The sequence below is a fragment of the Pseudomonas sp. MF06569 genome, from assembly GCF_059862735.1.
In genome coordinates this window covers 68,523-85,571 of the sequence record NZ_JCBCUZ010000005.1, presented here as the reverse complement: position 1 = coordinate 85,571, position 17,049 = coordinate 68,523, and the positions used below count along the sequence as shown (strand labels likewise).

Genomic DNA, 17,049 nt, shown 5'->3' with positions numbered 1-17,049 from the left:
CATCATGCCATCCTGCTCGCGCGCCATCAGCCCATGCCCTCCAGCCAGTCATTCAGGCTTTTGAAACCATCCCCAAAGGTGCGATCCAGTTGCAGCGGCGTGATCGACACATACCCCTGCATCACGGCATGAAAGTCGGTGCCCGGACCGCCATCTTCGGCGTCACCTGCCGCGGCAATCCAGTAGCCGGCCTTGCCTCGCGGATCAACTACCCGCACCGGCGCCGCAGCGCGTGCCCGATGCCCGAGGCGGGTCAGTTGAATGCCGCGAATTTTCTCGAGCGGCAAGTTGGGAATATTCACATTGAGGACCGTACGCGGCGGCAAGTCCAGCGATGCGTGGGCTTCAAGCAGCTTGCGGGCAAAAAATGCCGCAGTCGCCAAGTTGTCCACCTGGCGCGACACCAACGAAAAGGCAAAGGATGGACGATCCAGAAAACGCCCCTCAAGTGCCGCCGCTACAGTGCCGGAATACAACACGTCGTCACCCAGATTGGCACCCAGGTTGATCCCTGACACCACCATGTCCGGTTGCGGCTCCAGCAAGCCGTGAAGGCCCAGGTGCACGCAGTCGGTGGGTGTGCCATTAATGCTGATAAAGCCATTGGCCAAGGTGTGTGGATGCAGGGGACGATCCAGGGTAAGCGAACTGCTCGCCCCGCTTTTGTCTTGATCCGGGGCAACCACCACGCACTCGGCGTAGTCGGCCAGCGCACCGTAGAGCGCAGCCAACCCCGGAGCGGTGACCCCATCATCGTTTGAAATCAGAATACGCATAGGCTATCCGCTTGATCCAAAGGCACCAGATCAACAAGCTCGCGCACCAGAACAGTGGCGAAGCATCCGGCCGGCAGAACAAATTCCAGTTGCAGAATGTCAGGCTGCGGATAATGCCACGTCAATCGTCCAATGGGCAGTCGCAGGATACGTCGCTCATGGCTCATGCCTGCGCGAACCAGCCAGTCACGCAATTGGGCTTCACGCTCTGCAATCGACTGTTCCAGCGCATGGGTCACGCCGGTGGTCGGTGACTCACCCTCGCCCCACTGGGGACCGGTGGGGTGCAGATCGAGAATAGCCAGCCGCGGATCGCTGCATTCAGCCTCGCCTGCCGGGAAAAAACTGCGACTGTCGGTAAAGGCCAGCAAATCGCCGACCTGTGCCCGCTGCCAGCTACCATCCGCCACCCGTGCGGCCAGCACCTGATTGAACAGATAGCTGCGGGCAGTGGATAACAGACGCGAGCGAACGTTGCGCTGCTCAGGCAAGGCCTTGCGCGCAGCATAGTCACGCGCCTCGCCCACATTGCCACCCTGCCAGCCGAAACGCTGGGTGCCGAAATAGTTCGGCACACCCTGTTTGGCGATCAATTCAAGGCGTTGCTGCAGCGCGTCCTTGTCCCCGGCCAGTTGCGTCAGGCGCAGTGTGAATCCGTTGGCCGCATGGGCACCACGCTGCAATTTACGTTTGTGGCGTGAGGTCTTGAGAATTTTCAGGGTTTCGTTTTCAGCGCCCGACAAGTCAGGGTCTGCCTTGCCCGGCAGCTGCACGCTGAACCATTGGCGAGTTAACGCCTGGCGGTCCTTGAGGCCCGCGTAACTGACCGTGCGCAAAGGCACGCCCGCCGCCTTGGCAATGCGACGCGCTGCTTCTTCGGTATTCAGGCCACGCTTTTCAACCCACAACCACAGGTGCTCGCCGTCCCCGGACAGCGGTATATCAAGCACCTCGTCGACTTGAAAATCTTCAGCCGTCGCTTTGAGCACGGCAGTGCCCAATGCCTCGCCGTAGGCCCGAGGGCCGAGCAGATCCGACTCGTTCATGAGCGAACCAACAACGCAATGGAATGCACCGCAATACCTTCTTCACGACCCACGAAGCCAAGCTTTTCGGTGGTCGTGGCCTTTACGTTTACCTGGTCCAAGTCAACCTCTAGATCCGCGGCAATCAGCGCACGCATCGTTTCAATATGCGGCGCCATTTTTGGCGCCTGGGCAATGATGGTGTTGTCGACATTGCCGACTTTCCAGCCCTTGGCATGGATCAGACCCACGACATGACGCAGCAGGACACGACTGTCAGCGCCCTTGAAGGTCGGATCGGTGTCCGGGAAATGTTTGCCTATATCGCCAAGCGCCGCAGCCCCCAGCAAGGCATCGCTGAGGGCATGCAAAAGCACATCGCCATCAGAATGGGCCAGCAGCCCGAATTTGTGGGAGATCCGCACGCCGCCCAACGTAATGAAATCGCCTTCAGCGAAACAGTGCACATCATAGCCGTGGCCAATACGCATAAAAAAACGCCCCGATTAAGTCAGGGCGTGATTCTACCTACTTTGACCAACATTGGGCGCTATTAGCTCAGTGCATTGGCGTGATGACGCAAGTGGTCATCGATGAAACTTGCGATGAAGAAATAGCTATGGTCGTAGCCTGGCTGCAGTCGCAGGGTCAGCGGGTAGTCGGCCAGTTTGGCGGCCTGCTGCAGCACCTCAGGCTTGAGCTGGACAGCCAGGAAGTCATCCCGATCACCCTGATCAACCAGCAGCGGCAGTTTTTCGCGCGCTTCGCCAATCAACACGCTGGCATCCCACTCACGCCAGCGAGCACGTTCCTCGCCCAAATAGTTGGAGAACGCCTTTTGCCCCCATGGGCAGTCCATCGGGTTACTGATCGGCGCGAAGGCTGACACCGACTGATAGCGTCCTGGATTGCGCAATGCACAAACCAATGCCCCGTGCCCGCCCATCGAGTGCCCGCTGATACCGCGCTTTTGCGAAGCGGGAAAATGCGCTTCGACCAAAGCCGGCAACTCCTGCACTACATAATCGTGCATCCGATAATGCTGCGCCCAAGGCTCTTGCGTAGCGTTAAGGTAAAAACCTGCACCCAATCCAAAGTCCCAGGCGCCCTGCGGGTCATCCGGTACACCTTCGCCACGGGGGCTGGTGTCCGGCGCCACGATGATCAGCCCCAACTCGGCAGCCATCTTCATTGCACCTGCCTTGTGCATGAAATTCTCGTCGGTACAGGTCAAGCCAGACAGCCAGTAAAGCACCGGCAACTTTGCCCCCTGCTCCGCCTGCGGCGGCAAGTACACGGCGAATACCATGTCGCAGCCCAGCACTTCAGAACGATGCTTGTAACGCTTGTGCCAACCGCCAAAGCTTTTTTGGCAGGAGATATTTTCCAGTGTCATGGGCAACTCCAGTCCGCAAGCAAAACACCCCACCTGTGGGAGCGGGCTGGCTCGCGATGCAGACAACTCGGTCTTTCAGTCAAACCGGGTAGCTGCAATCGCGAGCAAGCCCGCTCCCACACGTGTTTAGCGGTGTTTAGACTTACCGCTGTTAATTAGAAATGGATGACGGTACGAATGCTTTTGCCTTCATGCATCAGGTCAAATGCCTTATTGATATCTTCCAGGCCCATGGTGTGAGTAATGAAGGTATCCAGCGGAATCTCGCCGCTTTGCGCCATGTCGACATAGCTTGGCAGTTCCGTACGACCACGCACGCCACCAAACGCCGAACCACGCCAGACGCGACCGGTCACCAACTGGAATGGACGGGTGGAAATTTCCTGGCCTGCACCGGCTACGCCGATGATCACAGACTCGCCCCACCCTTTGTGACAGCACTCCAGCGCCGCACGCATCAAATGCACATTGCCAATGCATTCAAAGGAGAAATCGACACCCCCATCCGTCATGTCGACGATCACTTCCTGAATCGGGCGATCGAAGTCTTTCGGGTTGACACAATCGGTCGCACCCAACTGCCGGGCGATTTCAAACTTGGCCGGGTTGATGTCGATGGCAATGATCCGTGCAGCCTTGGCTTTCACCGCACCGATCACCGCGGACAGGCCAATACCGCCCAGACCGAAGATGGCCACGGTATCACCCGGCTTGACCTTGGCGGTGTTGAGCACCGCGCCGATCCCGGTCGTCACGCCGCAACCCAGCAGGCAAACCTTCTCAAGCGGCGCATCTTTCTGAATCTTGGCGACCGATATTTCCGGGAGCACGGTGTATTCAGAAAAGGTCGAAGTCCCCATGTAGTGGAAAATCGGCTGACCCTTGTAGGAGAAACGCGTAGTGCCGTCCGGCATCAAGCCCTTGCCTTGGGTCGAGCGAATCGCCTGGCACAGGTTGGTCTTGCCCGACAGACAGAATTTGCACTTGCCGCACTCGGGGGTGTACAGCGGGATGACATGATCACCGACCGCAACGGAGGTCACGCCCTCGCCAATCGCTTCAACGATGGCGCCGCCCTCATGGCCCAGGATCGACGGGAAAATGCCTTCCGGGTCCGCGCCTGACAAGGTGTAGGCATCGGTATGGCAAACACCCGACGCCACAACCCGCAGCAGCACTTCGCCAGCCTTGGGCATGGCAACGTCAACCTCTACGATTTCCAGGGGCTTTTTGGCCTCGAAAGCTACGGCAGCACGTGACTTGATCATCGATCGTCTCCAGCAAAGTAAAAACAAGACGACGAGTGTAAATCAGCGCTGAGTGATTAATAATCCAGACAAAAGCAAAACATTATTGCCATGCAGGGATAATCAGCCGTGAATGAAAACCGCTGGGAAGGTATCGATGAGTTTGTCGCCGTGGCCGAGTGCGGCCAATTTACGGCGGCGGCCGAGCGCCTTGGCGTCTCCTCATCCCATATCAGTCGCCAGGTCGCGCGCCTCGAAGAGCGCCTGCAGACCCGTCTGTTTTATCGCAGTACCCGCAAGGTAACGCTGACAGAGGCAGGGCAAACTTTTTTGCAGCATTGCCAGCGCCTGCAGGACGGACGTGAAGAAGCACTGCGAGCGGTAGGAGATCTGGCCAGCGAGCCCAAGGGCATGTTGCGCATGACCTGCGCGGTGGCCTATGGCGAACGATTTATCGTGCCATTGGTGACGCGCTTCATGGGGCTGTATCCGCAGTTGCGGGTCGACATAGAACTCAGCAATCGACCACTGGACCTGGTACATGAAAGCCTGGACCTGGCGATTCGACTGGGACGCTTGCAGGACTCAAGGCTGGTGGCCACGCGGCTCGCACCTAGGCGCATGTATGTCTGCGCGTCACCTTCCTACCTGGAACATTATGGCCGCCCCCACAGCCTGTCAGAGCTGAGCCGACATAACTGTCTGATTGGTAGCTCGGATCTATGGCAACTGCAGCAGGACGGGCGTGAGTTTTCGCAACGGGTGCAGGGGAATTGGCGCTGCAATAGTGGGCAAGCGGTATTGGATGCGGCACTTCAAGGTGTAGGGCTTTGTCAGCTGCCGGACTATTACGTACTGGAGCACTTGAAGACAGGGGCCCTGGTGTCTTTGCTCGACACGCACCAGCCGCCAAACACTGCTGTCTGGGCGCTTTATCCGCAACAGCGGCACTTGTCGCCCAAGGTTAGAAAGCTGGTGGATTACCTGAAGGAAGGTTTGGCCAAGCGGGAGGAGTATCAGGGGTAAGCCGCTGCTGCTTTTACCTGTAGGAGCGGGCTTGCTCGCGATGCAGACGCCACGGTCTGCCGGGTAAACCAGGTGATGTCATCGCGAGCAAGCCCGCTCCCACAAGTCCCCGGGACGCGCTGATCAGCGAGTGGCCCAACGCAAACGCAACCACTCAAGGTCTTCCGGGCGAGTGACCTTGATATTGTCCCCACGCCCTTCGATCAGTCGCGGGGCCAGGCCGGCCCATTCCATTGCCGAAGATTCGTCCGTGATGGTCGCATCGGCCACAAGGCTGTCCGCCAGAGCGCGATGCAATGGCCCCAGGCGAAACATCTGCGGTGTATAGGCTTGCCAGATCAAACTGCGATCAACGGTTTCAACCACACGACCTTTTTTGTCCACTCGCTTGAGTGTGTCCCGCGCAGGAACAGCCAGCAAACCACCCACCGGGTCGTCAGCCAACTCACCCAGCAGCTTGTCCAGGTCTTCACGGGACAGGTTTGGACGTGCCGCATCGTGGACCAATACCCAGTCGTCATCCGCCGCACCTTGCGCATGCAGGTACAGTAACGCGTTGAGTACGGAGTCCGCCCGTTCCCGCCCGCCGTCCACCCGCACAACCCGCGGATCAGAAGCACACGGCAATGACGGCCAGAAGGGATCATCAAAAGCAACGCTGACCACCAGCCCCTTGAGGCCTGGATGATCGAGAAAACAGCTGATGCTGTGTTCGAGAATACTGCGCCCGCCCAATTGCAAATATTGCTTGGGACGGTCCGCGGCCATACGGGCACCCACGCCCGCGGCAGGAATCACGGCCCAAAAGGCCGGTGATGAATGACTCATTGGGCCAACTGATAGAGGGTTTCACCCTCCTTGATCATGCCCAACTCATGGCGAGCGCGTTCTTCAACGGTCTCCATGCCTTTTTTAAGCTCCAGCACTTCCGCATCCAGCACGCGGTTACGCTCCAGCAAAATTTCGTTTTCAGCACGCTGATCGGCGATTTGCTGAGTCAGGTCGGTAACCTGCGCCAAACTGCCATTCCCCACCCACAGGCGATACTGTAGGCCAGCCAGCAGCAAGAGCAGGACGAGAAACAACCAATAGGGACTGCGCATCGAATATCAGGTATCCAGTAAAAAGACAGCCATGCCGACAAACGTAAACATCGAATAGTACAAAGCCTGGAAGAACCAGGCTTGTATACAGAAGCATCAGATTAGTGTCAAAAGACCCGCATTGACGAGCTTTTCAACACAATCTGCTGACTTTTTACGATTCAGTACTCAGCCGCGGAACTCGCCACGACCGTTGTACTTGGCTTTTGCACCCAATTGCTCTTCGATACGCAGCAATTGGTTGTACTTGGAAACACGATCAGAACGGCACAGAGAGCCGGTCTTGATCTGGCCAGCCGAAGTACCCACCGCCAGATCGGCAATCGTGGAATCTTCGGTTTCGCCGGAGCGGTGCGAGATCACAGCCGTGTAACCAGCAGCCTTGGCCATCTGAATGGCTTCCAGCGTTTCGGTCAGGGTACCGATCTGGTTGAACTTGATCAGGATCGAGTTGGCAATGCTCTTGTCGATGCCTTCTTTCAGGATCTTGGTGTTGGTTACGAACAGGTCGTCACCCACCAGCTGAACCTTCTCACCGATTTTGTCGGTCAGGATTTTCCAGCCATCCCAGTCAGACTCGTCCAGGCCGTCTTCGATGGAGATGATCGGGTAGCGCTGAGTCAGACCCTTGAGGTATTCAGCAAAACCTTCGGAACTGAAGACTTGACCTTCGCCCGACAGGTTGTATTTACCGTCTTCGTAGAATTCGCTGGCAGCGCAGTCCAGAGCCAGGGTCACGTCAGTGCCCAGGGTGTAACCGGCGTTTGCAACGGCTTCGGAGATCACTTTAAGTGCATCTTCGTTGGAAGCCAGGTTCGGTGCGAAACCACCTTCGTCGCCCACTGCGGTGTTCAGGCCACGAGCCTTGAGCACAGCTTTGAGGTGATGGAAGATTTCGGTGCCCATGCGCAGCGCGTCAGAAAAAGTCTTGGCGCCAACCGGCTGAACCATGAACTCTTGAATGTCGACGTTGTTATCAGCGTGCTCGCCACCGTTGATGATGTTCATCATCGGAACCGGCATCGAGTAAACACCCGGAGTACCGTTCAGGTTGGCAATGTGTGCGTACAGCGGCAGGTCCTGGTCCTGGGCAGCGGCTTTGGCAGCAGCCAGAGACACGGCCAGGATGGCGTTGGCGCCCAGGGAGCCTTTGTTCTCAGTGCCGTCCAGCGCGATCATCGCGTGGTCCAGCGCCTTTTGGTCAACCGGGTCTTTACCCAGCAGCAAATCACGAATCGGGCCATTGATGTTGGCAACGGCTTTCAGCACGCCTTTGCCCAGGTAACGGCTCTTGTCGCCATCACGCAGTTCCAGCGCTTCACGGGAACCAGTGGATGCACCGGACGGCGCGCAAGCACTGCCGATGATGCCGTTGTCGAGAAGCACGTCCGCTTCCACAGTGGGATTGCCACGGGAGTCGAGAACTTCACGACCTTTGATGTCGACGATTTTTGCCATTGTTGTAAACACTCCAAAGTTGACGAAAACGACGCAGCTGAGGGAAATATTGTTATCGGCGGCAAGGGGCAAATAGCGGGCAGCCTTGCGGGCGATAAGGCTCGGGCCCTGAGGCCCGAGAAATCGTGCGGTACTTTACCGGAGAAACGAGGTTTACGCGGTTTCTATTGTCGGAAAACTTTTAACCAACTCATCCAGAGACTTCAGCTGGGCCAGGAAAGGCTCCAGCTTGTCCAGACGCAAGGCGCAAGGGCCGTCGCATTTGGCATTGTCCGGATCCGGGTGCGCCTCAAGGAACAGGCCCGCCAGGCCCTGGCTGATGCCAGCCTTGGCCAGGTCGGTCACTTGGGCACGACGACCACCGGCTGAGTCCGAGCGACCACCGGGCATTTGCAGCGCGTGGGTCACGTCGAAAAAGACCGGGTATTCGAACTGCTTCATGATGCCGAAGCCCAGCATGTCTACAACAAGGTTGTTGTAGCCAAAGCTGGAACCACGCTCGCAAAGGATCAACTGATCATTGCCCGCTTCTTCGCATTTGCTCAGGATGTGCTTCATTTCCTGAGGCGCAAGGAATTGGGCCTTTTTGATGTTGATCACGGCGCCGGTCTTGGCCATGGCCACGACCAGGTCAGTCTGACGCGACAGGAACGCCGGCAACTGGATGATGTCGCAGACTTCGGCGACCACGGCTGCTTGCGCAGGCTCGTGAACGTCGGTGATCAGCGGCACACCGAAAGCAGCCTTGATGTCCTGAAAAATCCGCATGCCTTCTTCGAGGCCGGGGCCACGGTAAGAGCTGACAGATGAACGGTTGGCCTTGTCGAAACTGGCCTTGAACACGTAAGGGATGCCGAGCTTTTCGGTAACCCGTACGTATTCTTCGCACACCTGCATGGCCATATCACGGCTTTCCAGCACGTTCATGCCACCGAACAAGACCATTGGCTTGTCGTTGGCAATTTCGATATTGCCTACACGGATAATCTTTTGCGCCATTCTGATTACGCCTTCTTCTCGTGTTGCGCCAGTGCAGCTTTGACGAAACCGGTGAACAGTGGATGGCCATCACGTGGCGTGGAGGTGAACTCCGGGTGGAACTGGCAAGCGACGAACCAAGGATGATCCGGAGCTTCAACCACTTCTACCAGCGCGCCGTCACCGGAGCGACCGGTCACTTTCAGGCCTGCTTCAGTCAGTTGCGGCAGCAGGTTGTTGTTCACTTCGTAGCGATGACGATGACGTTCAACAATCACGTCCTTGGCATAGCAGTCGTGAACCAGGGAACCGGCTTGCAGCTGGCAATCCTGCGCACCCAGACGCATGGTGCCGCCCAGATCCGACGTTTCGGTACGGGTTTCGACTGCACCGGTGGCATCTTCCCACTCAGTGATCAGGCCCACAACCGGATGGCCGCTGCTGCGATCGAACTCGGTGGAGTTGGCGTCTTTCCAGCCCAGCACGTTACGTGCGAACTCGATTACCGCTACTTGCATGCCCAGGCAGATACCCAGGTATGGAACCTTGTTCTCGCGAGCGTACTGAACAGCAGTGATCTTGCCTTCTACGCCGCGCAGACCGAAGCCGCCCGGAACCAGAATGGCATCACAGCCTTCAAGCAGTTCAGTGCCTTTGTTTTCGATGTCTTCGGAGTCGATATAACGCAGGTTGACCTTGGTACGGTTGGAAATACCGGCGTGACTCATCGCTTCGATCAGCGACTTGTACGCGTCCAGCAGTTCCATGTACTTGCCCACCATCGCGATGGTGACTTCGTGCTCTGGATTGAGCTTGGCATCGACAACCTGTTCCCATTCGGACAGGTCGGCGCTGTTGCATTCCAGGCCGAAACGCTCGACAACGAAATCATCCAGACCCTGGGCGTGCAGCATGCCCGGGATGCGGTAGATGGTGTCGGCGTCTTCCAGCGAAATAACGGCACGCTCTTCAACGTTGGTGAACAACGCAATCTTGCGACGCGAAGAAATATCAACGTGGTGATCGGAACGGCAGATCAGGACATCTGGCTGCAGGCCGATGGAGCGCAATTCTTTAACCGAGTGTTGCGTTGGTTTGGTTTTCGTTTCGCCAGCAGTGGCGATGTACGGAACCAGCGTCAGGTGCATCAGCATGGCGCGCTTGGCGCCCACTTCGATGCGCAACTGACGGATAGCCTCGAGGAACGGTTGGGACTCAATGTCACCCACAGTACCGCCAATCTCAACCATCGCTACGTCGGCATCGCCGGCGCCCTTGATGATCCGACGTTTGATTTCGTCGGTGATGTGCGGAATCACCTGGATGGTTGCACCCAGGTAATCACCACGGCGCTCCTTGCGCAGGACGTGTTCGTAAACGCGGCCCGTGGTGAAGTTGTTGTTCTGGGTCATGGTCGTGCGGATGAACCGCTCGTAATGCCCCAAGTCCAGGTCGGTTTCGGCGCCGTCGTGAGTGACGAACACTTCACCGTGCTGGAACGGGCTCATGGTGCCCGGATCAACGTTGATGTAGGGGTCCAGCTTCAGCATGGTGACCTTAAGTCCCCGCGCCTCCAGGATGGCTGCCAATGAAGCCGAGGCAATGCCTTTCCCCAATGAAGAAACAACACCGCCCGTGACGAAGATGTAGCGCGTCATGAAAAACCCTAGAAGTCTGCGTTAAAGCGGTCAGAGCCGCCGGGGAAAGCGAAGGAAGGCCGAAGCCCCCAATCACCAGCATTAGTCACAGTGCACCTTTCGAAAAACTGCTGCGTTGAAACAGACCGACGTAAATCATCGGTTCGATGCAAGCCACACATTTTTTTAAAATCGCCCAGCAAAGACTGCTTGGTAATCGGCAACTTCTGTAATTCCGGTGAATCCACAGAAGTTGTATCAAGAAGGGAGCGTAGTCTACCGGAAACCCCCTTTCAGCTCAAACCTTGATCGCTCGAAGTTGGCAGCCACTGTAATTGCCAGCGTCCACAGGGGCTGGAGTCCAGTCCATTGAGGTTTGCCACGGCCAATAACTGATCATTGCGGTACAGAAGCGGCAATCTGCCACGGGCAAACAACGGAACACCCCGCTCGTTGAACAACCGCTTCAGATCACGGTGACCGCGCTGTTCCAGCGCCATCACTTCGCCCCCTTGACGATAGCTCACTTGCAAGGGGCCATCGGCCGTCGTCCCGACAAAGCGCACCTGACCATTACCCGGCAGGGTCAGCGCCTGGTCGGGTTGCGTCCACAATCCTGGCACAGCGGGCGGGAGCAACCAGTCACCGGACAACCACCAGATGCGGCCGCCAGCGCGATGCAGCTCACCGCCGGCGAGTTTCCAGAGCGGTTGGGCACCCTCACGGGCGTCACGCAGGGCATTCCACCCAGCCCAGTGATCGGTATCAGGCAATGGGGTGAATGCTGCCAGCCAGTGACGCAATGCGTTGCGCTGACGTGCAGGCGACAGACGGACGATGGGCGCAAGCGCCAGCGAGGGCACCCCGAGCCAGGCAAATTCGGTGTCTGTACCCGCATCGCGAAGATCCTGTTGCGCCAACTCATCAAGCAGGCCTTGAGCCTCGGCACAATGGGCTGCACTACGGGCCAGGCTGGCAGCCGCCTGTGGCCATCGCTGTGCGAGGACTGGAAACACTTCATGGCGCAAATAATTACGGGAAAAATCTGTTTGGGCGTTGGACGGGTCTTCGATCCAGCCCAGCCCCTGCTCAAGGGCGTAAGCCTCAAGCTGAGCGCGAGAAACGTCCAGCAAAGGCCGGCACAGGTGCCCTGCCCCCAAACGTCGTTGACGAGGCATGGCCGCCAACCCGTTGACCCCTGCCCCTCTCAGCAGGCGAAACAGCAGGGTTTCAGCCTGATCGTCACGGTGCTGCCCGACCAGCAGCACCTCTTCAACACCCGTCAGCGCAGCAAACGCCTGATAGCGCGCATCCCGCGCCGCACGCTCGACACTTGCGCCTGCCTGCACCTGCACGCGAATCACCTGCAACGGCACGCTCAACCGGTCACACAGCGCCTGACAATGATCCGGCCACGCATCAGCCGCCGCCTGCAGGCCATGATGAACATGGACAGCGGTAATGGGCGGTAATGGGTGGGTCTGGCGCAATTGAACGAGAAGGTGAAGCAGCACAGTCGAATCGAGACCGCCGGAGAGCGCGACATGCCAGGCCTTGGCGTTGCGCCAGGGGCTGAGGGCTTGCAGCAGCGGAATCGATAGACTGGGCATTACGCAATCCTGTAGGAGCGGGCTTGCTCGCGATGCTGACTACTCGATCTTTGAGCCAAACCGCGCAGATGCCATCGCGGGCAAGCCCGCTCCCACACTAAATCCGAATCAGAGACCGTAGCTCATCAGACGATCGTAACGACGCTTGAGCAGTGTTTCGTGATCCAGCTTGTTCAGCATGTCCAGCTGGGAAATCAGGTCGGCACGAATGCTGGCAGACGCAGCAGCCGGGTCACGGTGTGCGCCACCCAATGGCTCGCCAATCACCTTGTCCACGATACCCAGGCCTTTGAGGCGCTCGGCGGTAATGCCCATGGCCTCAGCGGCGTCCGGTGCTTTTTCTGCGGTTTTCCACAGAATCGATGCGCAACCTTCCGGCGAGATCACCGCGTAGGTCGAGTACTGCAGCATGTTCAACTGGTCGCAAACACCAATCGCCAAGGCACCGCCCGAACCGCCTTCGCCGATAACGGTGGCGATGATCGGGGTTTTCAGACGCGACATGACACGCAGGTTCCAGGCAATGGCCTCGCTCTGGTTACGCTCTTCAGCGTCGATGCCAGGGTAAGCACCCGGCGTGTCGATGAAGGTCAGGATCGGCATTTTGAAACGCTCGGCCATTTCCATCAAACGGCAGGCCTTGCGATAGCCTTCAGGACGCGGCATACCGAAGTTGCGGCGTACCTTTTCACGGACTTCACGGCCTTTCTGGTGACCAATCACCATCACTGGCTGATCATCCAGGCGGGCAATACCGCCAACGATGGCCGCATCATCCGAGAAATGACGGTCGCCATGCAGCTCATCGAACTCGGTGAAGATGTGATCGATGTAGTCCAGTGTGTATGGACGACGCGGGTGACGGGCCAAACGGGCAATCTGCCAGCTGGTCAGCTTGCCGAAAATATCTTCAGTCAGCGTTTTGCTTTTGTCTTGCAGACGAGAGATTTCATCACTGATATTCAGCGAATTGTCATTACCAACCAAGCGCAACTCTTCGATTTTGGCTTGCAGGTCAGCAATCGGCTGTTCGAAATCAAGAAAATTCGGGTTCATAAGCATCCGTCTTGGGTCGGCGGCAAAGCATGCCAGAAGGTCTGAAACCCAGCATTTACTGGCGTTTCGAACCGAGCTGGGGCAGCCGGTTGATCTGTATCGCGCCTACCTTAAGGGACAGGCGCTCTCAGGTCGAGATTAAAAATTCAGGTCGAGGTCAGGGCGCAGCTGTAGCCCCTGACCGTCAACGGTATTGGAGGAAGACGTTGTCTCGCCCGAACTGGTCACGCAGGGCTTGAATCAAGCTGTCTGCCGGATCGATCCGCCAGGTCTCGCCAAACTGCAACATGGCCTTGGCGTCTTCGCCGGTGTAATCCATGGTGATCGGGCACGCACCACGATGTTTCTTGAACAATTCGCCCAACCAGCGCAACTGATCGCCCTTGAGTGCAGCCCGATTCACTTTCAGGCGCAAGCTCTCGGCCAGGCTGGTGCGGGCATCTTCCATGCTCATCACCCGCTTGACCCTCAGGCGCAGCCCGCCAGAGAAGTCATCATTACTGACCTCCCCTTCGACCACCACCATCGCATCGGTCTGCAACAATGACTGTGCCGAATGGAAGGCCTCGGCAAACAGCGAGGCTTCGATACGCGCCGATCGGTCGTCGAGGGTGATAAAGCCCATCTTGTCGCCTTTTTTGTTCTTCATCACCCGCAACGCAATGATCATCCCGGCAACGGTCTGAGTATCGCGCGCAGGCTTGAGATCAATAATGCGCTGACGCGCAAAACGACGGATTTCGCCTTCATATTCGTCAATCGGATGACCGGTCAGGTACAGGCCCAACGTGTCCTTCTCGCCTTTGAGTCGCTCCTTGAGCGTCAGTTCCTTGGCCTTGCGGTGATTGGCGTAGACGTCCGCGTCCACTTCGACAAACAACCCGCCAAACAGGTCGGCGTGACCGCTGTCATGGGTGCGCGCGGTTTGTTCGGCCGCCTTGATTGCTTCTTCCAGGGCCGACAACAACACCGCGCGGTTCTGGTCGATGCTGGCTTGCCAGGCTTTGGGCTCGTCATGAAAGAACGGCCCAAGACGGTCCAGTGCACCACTTCGAATCAGACCGTCGAGGGTGCGCTTGTTGATGCGCTTGAGGTCAACCCGGGCACAGAAATCGAACAGATCCGTGAACGGACCGTCCTGACGCGCTTCGGTGATGGCCTCTACAGGCCCCTCGCCAACACCCTTGATCGCCCCAAGGCCGTAAATGATCCGGCCTTCATCGTTTACGGTGAATTTGAACTCCGAGGCGTTCACGTCCGGCGCGTCCAGACGCAGCTTCATGCTGCGAATTTCTTCGATCAGGATCACGACCTTGTCGGTGTTATGCATATCCGCCGACAGTACCGCGGCCATGAAAGGTGCCGGGTAGTGGGTTTTCAGCCAGGCAGTCTGGTACGACACCAGGCCGTAGGCAGCGGAGTGGGATTTGTTGAATCCGTAACCGGCGAATTTCTCTACCAGGTCAAAAATGTTACCGGCCAGGTCGCCATCAATGTTGTTGTTGGCACAACCTTCAATAAAACCACCGCGCTGCTTGGCCATTTCTTCGGGTTTTTTCTTACCCATTGCCCGACGCAGCATGTCGGCGCCGCCGAGGGTATAACCGGCCATGACCTGGGCAATCTGCATCACCTGTTCCTGGTACAGGATGATGCCGTAGGTCGGCGCCAAGACTGGCTTGAGACCTTCGTACTGATAGTCGGAATGCGGGTACGCCAATTCGGCGCGACCGTGCTTGCGGTTGATAAAGTCATCAACCATGCCGGACTGCAGCGGACCCGGACGGAACAGGGCCACCAGTGCGATCAAGTCTTCCAGGCAGTCGGGCTTGAGCTTTTTGATCAGCTCTTTCATGCCGCGCGACTCAAGCTGGAACACCGCAGTGGTCTCGGCCTTTTGCAGCAATTGATACGTCGGCTTGTCATCGAGCGGGATAAAGGCGATATCCAGTGGCGGCTCATCAACCTTGGCTCGATCGCGGTTGATGGTTTTCAGCGCCCAGTCAATAACCGTCAGGGTCCGCAGCCCCAGGAAGTCGAACTTCACCAGGCCGGCAGACTCAACGTCATCTTTATCGAACTGGGTAACCAGACCGCCGCCCTCTTCATCGCAGTAAATCGGCGAGAAGTCGGTCAGTTTGGTCGGCGCAATAACCACGCCACCGGCGTGCTTGCCGACGTTACGCACAACGCCTTCAAGTTTGCGGGCCATTTCCCAGATTTCAGCGGCTTCCTCATCGACCTTGATGAAGTCACGCAGGATTTCTTCTTGCTCAAAGGCTTTTTCAAGCGTCATGCCGACTTCAAACGGAATCATCTTCGACAGACGATCCGCCAGGCCGTAAGACTTGCCCTGCACCCGCGCCACGTCACGAATTACCGCCTTGGCAGCCATCGAACCAAACGTGATGATCTGGCTTACAGCGTTGCGGCCATATTTTTCGGCCACATACTCGATCACCCGGTCACGACCGTCCATGCAGAAGTCGACGTCGAAGTCGGGCATCGATACCCGTTCCGGGTTAAGGAATCGCTCGAACAGCAAGTCATATTCCAGCGGGTCGAGGTCAGTAATCTTCTGCACATAGGCCACCAGCGATCCGGCACCCGATCCACGGCCCGGCCCCACAGGCACGCCGTTGCTCTTGGCCCACTGGATAAAGTCCATCACGATCAGGAAGTAGCCCGGGAACCCCATCTGGATGATGATATCCAGCTCGAAATTCAGCCGGTCGACATACACCTGCCGCTTGGCGTCGTAATCCTCGGTGGTGTCCCTGGGCAGCAGAACGCTCAGACGGTCTTCCAGACCATCAAACGACACCTTGCGGAAATACTCATCGATGGTCATGCCATCGGGAATCGGAAAGTTGGGCAAAAAGTGAGTGCCCAGCTTCACTTCGATATTGCAGCGCTTGGCAATTTCAACCGTGTTGGCCAGCGCCTCAGGCAAGTCACTGAACAGCTCGGCCATTTCCTCGGCGCTTTTCAGATACTGCTGATCGCTGTAATTCTTTGAGCGGCGCGGGTCATCCAGCGCCCGGCCTTCACCGATGCACACACGGGTTTCGTGGGCTTCGAAATCCTGCTGCTTGATGAAACGCACATCGTTGGTCGCAACCAGTGGCGCGCCAATTTTGTCCGCCAGGGCGACGGCAGCATGCAGATGCTCTTCATCGTTGGGACGCTTGGTGCGCTGAACTTCGATGTAGAAACGATCCGGGAACACCGCCATCCATTCGCGGGCCAGGGCCTCGGCTTCTTCAGTGTTGCCACTGATCAGCGCGACGCCAATCTCGCCCTCTTTCGCCGCCGACAACATGATCAGGCCTTCTGCAGCCTCGGCAACCCATTCGCGCTCAATGATGACCTGGCCATTACGCTGGCCATCGATGTAACCACGGGAAATAAGCTCGGTCAGGTTGCGATAACCCAACGGGTTCATTGCCAGCAGGCTGATTCGGCTGAGCGGGTTTTCCGGATCCTTGTTCGACAGCCACAGGTCCGCACCACTGATCGGCTTGATCCCGCCCCCCATGGCGGCCTTATAGAACTTGACCAGGGAGCACATGTTGTTCTGATCGGTCACCGCAACAGCGGGCATATTCATGCCAGCCAGGGTTTTGATCAGCGGTTTGATCCGCACCAGGCCATCGACCAGGGAATATTCAGTGTGCAGGCGCAGGTGAACGAATGAAGCCGGCATGGTGATCCTGTCTATAAGCTTTGAGAAACAA

At 57.6% G+C, this 17,049-nt stretch carries 14 protein-coding genes; 1 reads left to right on the top strand and 13 read right to left on the bottom strand.

Annotated features, from left to right (window positions below; all coding sequences use genetic code 11):
* Positions 1-26 precede the first annotated feature (26 nt).
* The 5 genes from surE to AC19YQ_RS07190 all read right to left on the bottom strand — a co-directional run bounded on the left by surE (position 27) and on the right by AC19YQ_RS07190 (position 4,465).
* A complete protein-coding gene (gene surE, locus AC19YQ_RS07210) occupies positions 27-776 on the bottom strand; it encodes a 5'/3'-nucleotidase SurE (protein WP_133077710.1) in 750 nt (249 codons plus the stop codon).
* A complete protein-coding gene (gene truD, locus AC19YQ_RS07205) occupies positions 764-1,822 on the bottom strand; it encodes a tRNA pseudouridine(13) synthase TruD (RefSeq protein WP_133077711.1) in 1,059 nt (352 codons plus the stop codon). Before truD ends, surE begins: the two co-directional genes overlap by 13 nt.
* Positions 1,819-2,292: a 2-C-methyl-D-erythritol 2,4-cyclodiphosphate synthase gene (gene ispF / locus AC19YQ_RS07200; RefSeq protein ID WP_095001325.1), complete on the bottom strand. Its 474-nt coding sequence runs from the start codon at positions 2,290-2,292 to the stop codon at positions 1,819-1,821. Before ispF ends, truD begins: the two co-directional genes overlap by 4 nt.
* Before the next feature lie 62 nt (positions 2,293-2,354).
* Positions 2,355-3,197: an S-formylglutathione hydrolase gene (fghA, locus tag AC19YQ_RS07195; RefSeq protein WP_133077712.1), complete on the bottom strand. Its 843-nt coding sequence runs from the start codon at positions 3,195-3,197 to the stop codon at positions 2,355-2,357.
* 155 nt (positions 3,198-3,352) lie between these two features.
* The gene (locus tag AC19YQ_RS07190) at positions 3,353-4,465 is read right to left on the bottom strand and encodes an S-(hydroxymethyl)glutathione dehydrogenase/class III alcohol dehydrogenase (RefSeq protein WP_133077713.1); all 1,113 of its coding nucleotides are present in this window, start codon (positions 4,463-4,465) and stop codon (positions 3,353-3,355) included.
* A gap of 108 nt (positions 4,466-4,573) precedes the next feature.
* Here AC19YQ_RS07190 and AC19YQ_RS07185 point away from each other — a divergent pair, with 108 nt between their 5' ends.
* A complete protein-coding gene (locus AC19YQ_RS07185; RefSeq protein WP_133077714.1) occupies positions 4,574-5,470 on the top strand; it encodes a LysR substrate-binding domain-containing protein in 897 nt (298 codons plus the stop codon).
* 123 nt (positions 5,471-5,593) lie between these two features.
* Here AC19YQ_RS07185 and ispD read toward each other — a convergent pair whose 3' ends face one another.
* The 8 genes from ispD to dnaE all read right to left on the bottom strand — a co-directional run bounded on the left by ispD (position 5,594) and on the right by dnaE (position 17,018).
* Entirely contained in the window at positions 5,594-6,298 is a 705-nt protein-coding gene (gene ispD, locus AC19YQ_RS07180; RefSeq protein ID WP_133077715.1) for a 2-C-methyl-D-erythritol 4-phosphate cytidylyltransferase, read from the bottom strand.
* Complete coding sequence (gene ftsB, locus AC19YQ_RS07175) at positions 6,295-6,573, bottom strand: cell division protein FtsB (protein ID WP_019822218.1); 279 nt, start codon at positions 6,571-6,573, stop codon at positions 6,295-6,297. The genes ispD and ftsB overlap by 4 nt, the downstream gene beginning before the upstream one ends.
* Positions 6,574-6,741: 168 nt before the next feature.
* Complete coding sequence (gene eno / locus AC19YQ_RS07170) at positions 6,742-8,031, bottom strand: phosphopyruvate hydratase (protein WP_133077716.1); 1,290 nt, start codon at positions 8,029-8,031, stop codon at positions 6,742-6,744.
* 153 nt (positions 8,032-8,184) lie between these two features.
* Entirely contained in the window at positions 8,185-9,030 is an 846-nt protein-coding gene (kdsA, locus tag AC19YQ_RS07165) for a 3-deoxy-8-phosphooctulonate synthase (protein ID WP_019822215.1), read from the bottom strand.
* A 5-nt stretch (positions 9,031-9,035) separates the two neighbouring features.
* On the bottom strand, positions 9,036-10,667 hold the full coding sequence (gene pyrG, locus AC19YQ_RS07160) for a CTP synthase (protein ID WP_019822213.1): 1,632 nt from the start codon (positions 10,665-10,667) through the stop codon (positions 9,036-9,038).
* A 272-nt stretch (positions 10,668-10,939) separates the two neighbouring features.
* Complete coding sequence (tilS, locus tag AC19YQ_RS07155; protein ID WP_500594859.1) at positions 10,940-12,256, bottom strand: tRNA lysidine(34) synthetase TilS; 1,317 nt, start codon at positions 12,254-12,256, stop codon at positions 10,940-10,942.
* Between the two features lie 108 nt (positions 12,257-12,364).
* Complete coding sequence (locus AC19YQ_RS07150) at positions 12,365-13,312, bottom strand: acetyl-CoA carboxylase carboxyltransferase subunit alpha (protein ID WP_046810490.1); 948 nt, start codon at positions 13,310-13,312, stop codon at positions 12,365-12,367.
* A gap of 184 nt (positions 13,313-13,496) precedes the next feature.
* Entirely contained in the window at positions 13,497-17,018 is a 3,522-nt protein-coding gene (gene dnaE / locus AC19YQ_RS07145; protein ID WP_133077718.1) for a DNA polymerase III subunit alpha, read from the bottom strand.
* Positions 17,019-17,049 lie beyond the last annotated feature (31 nt).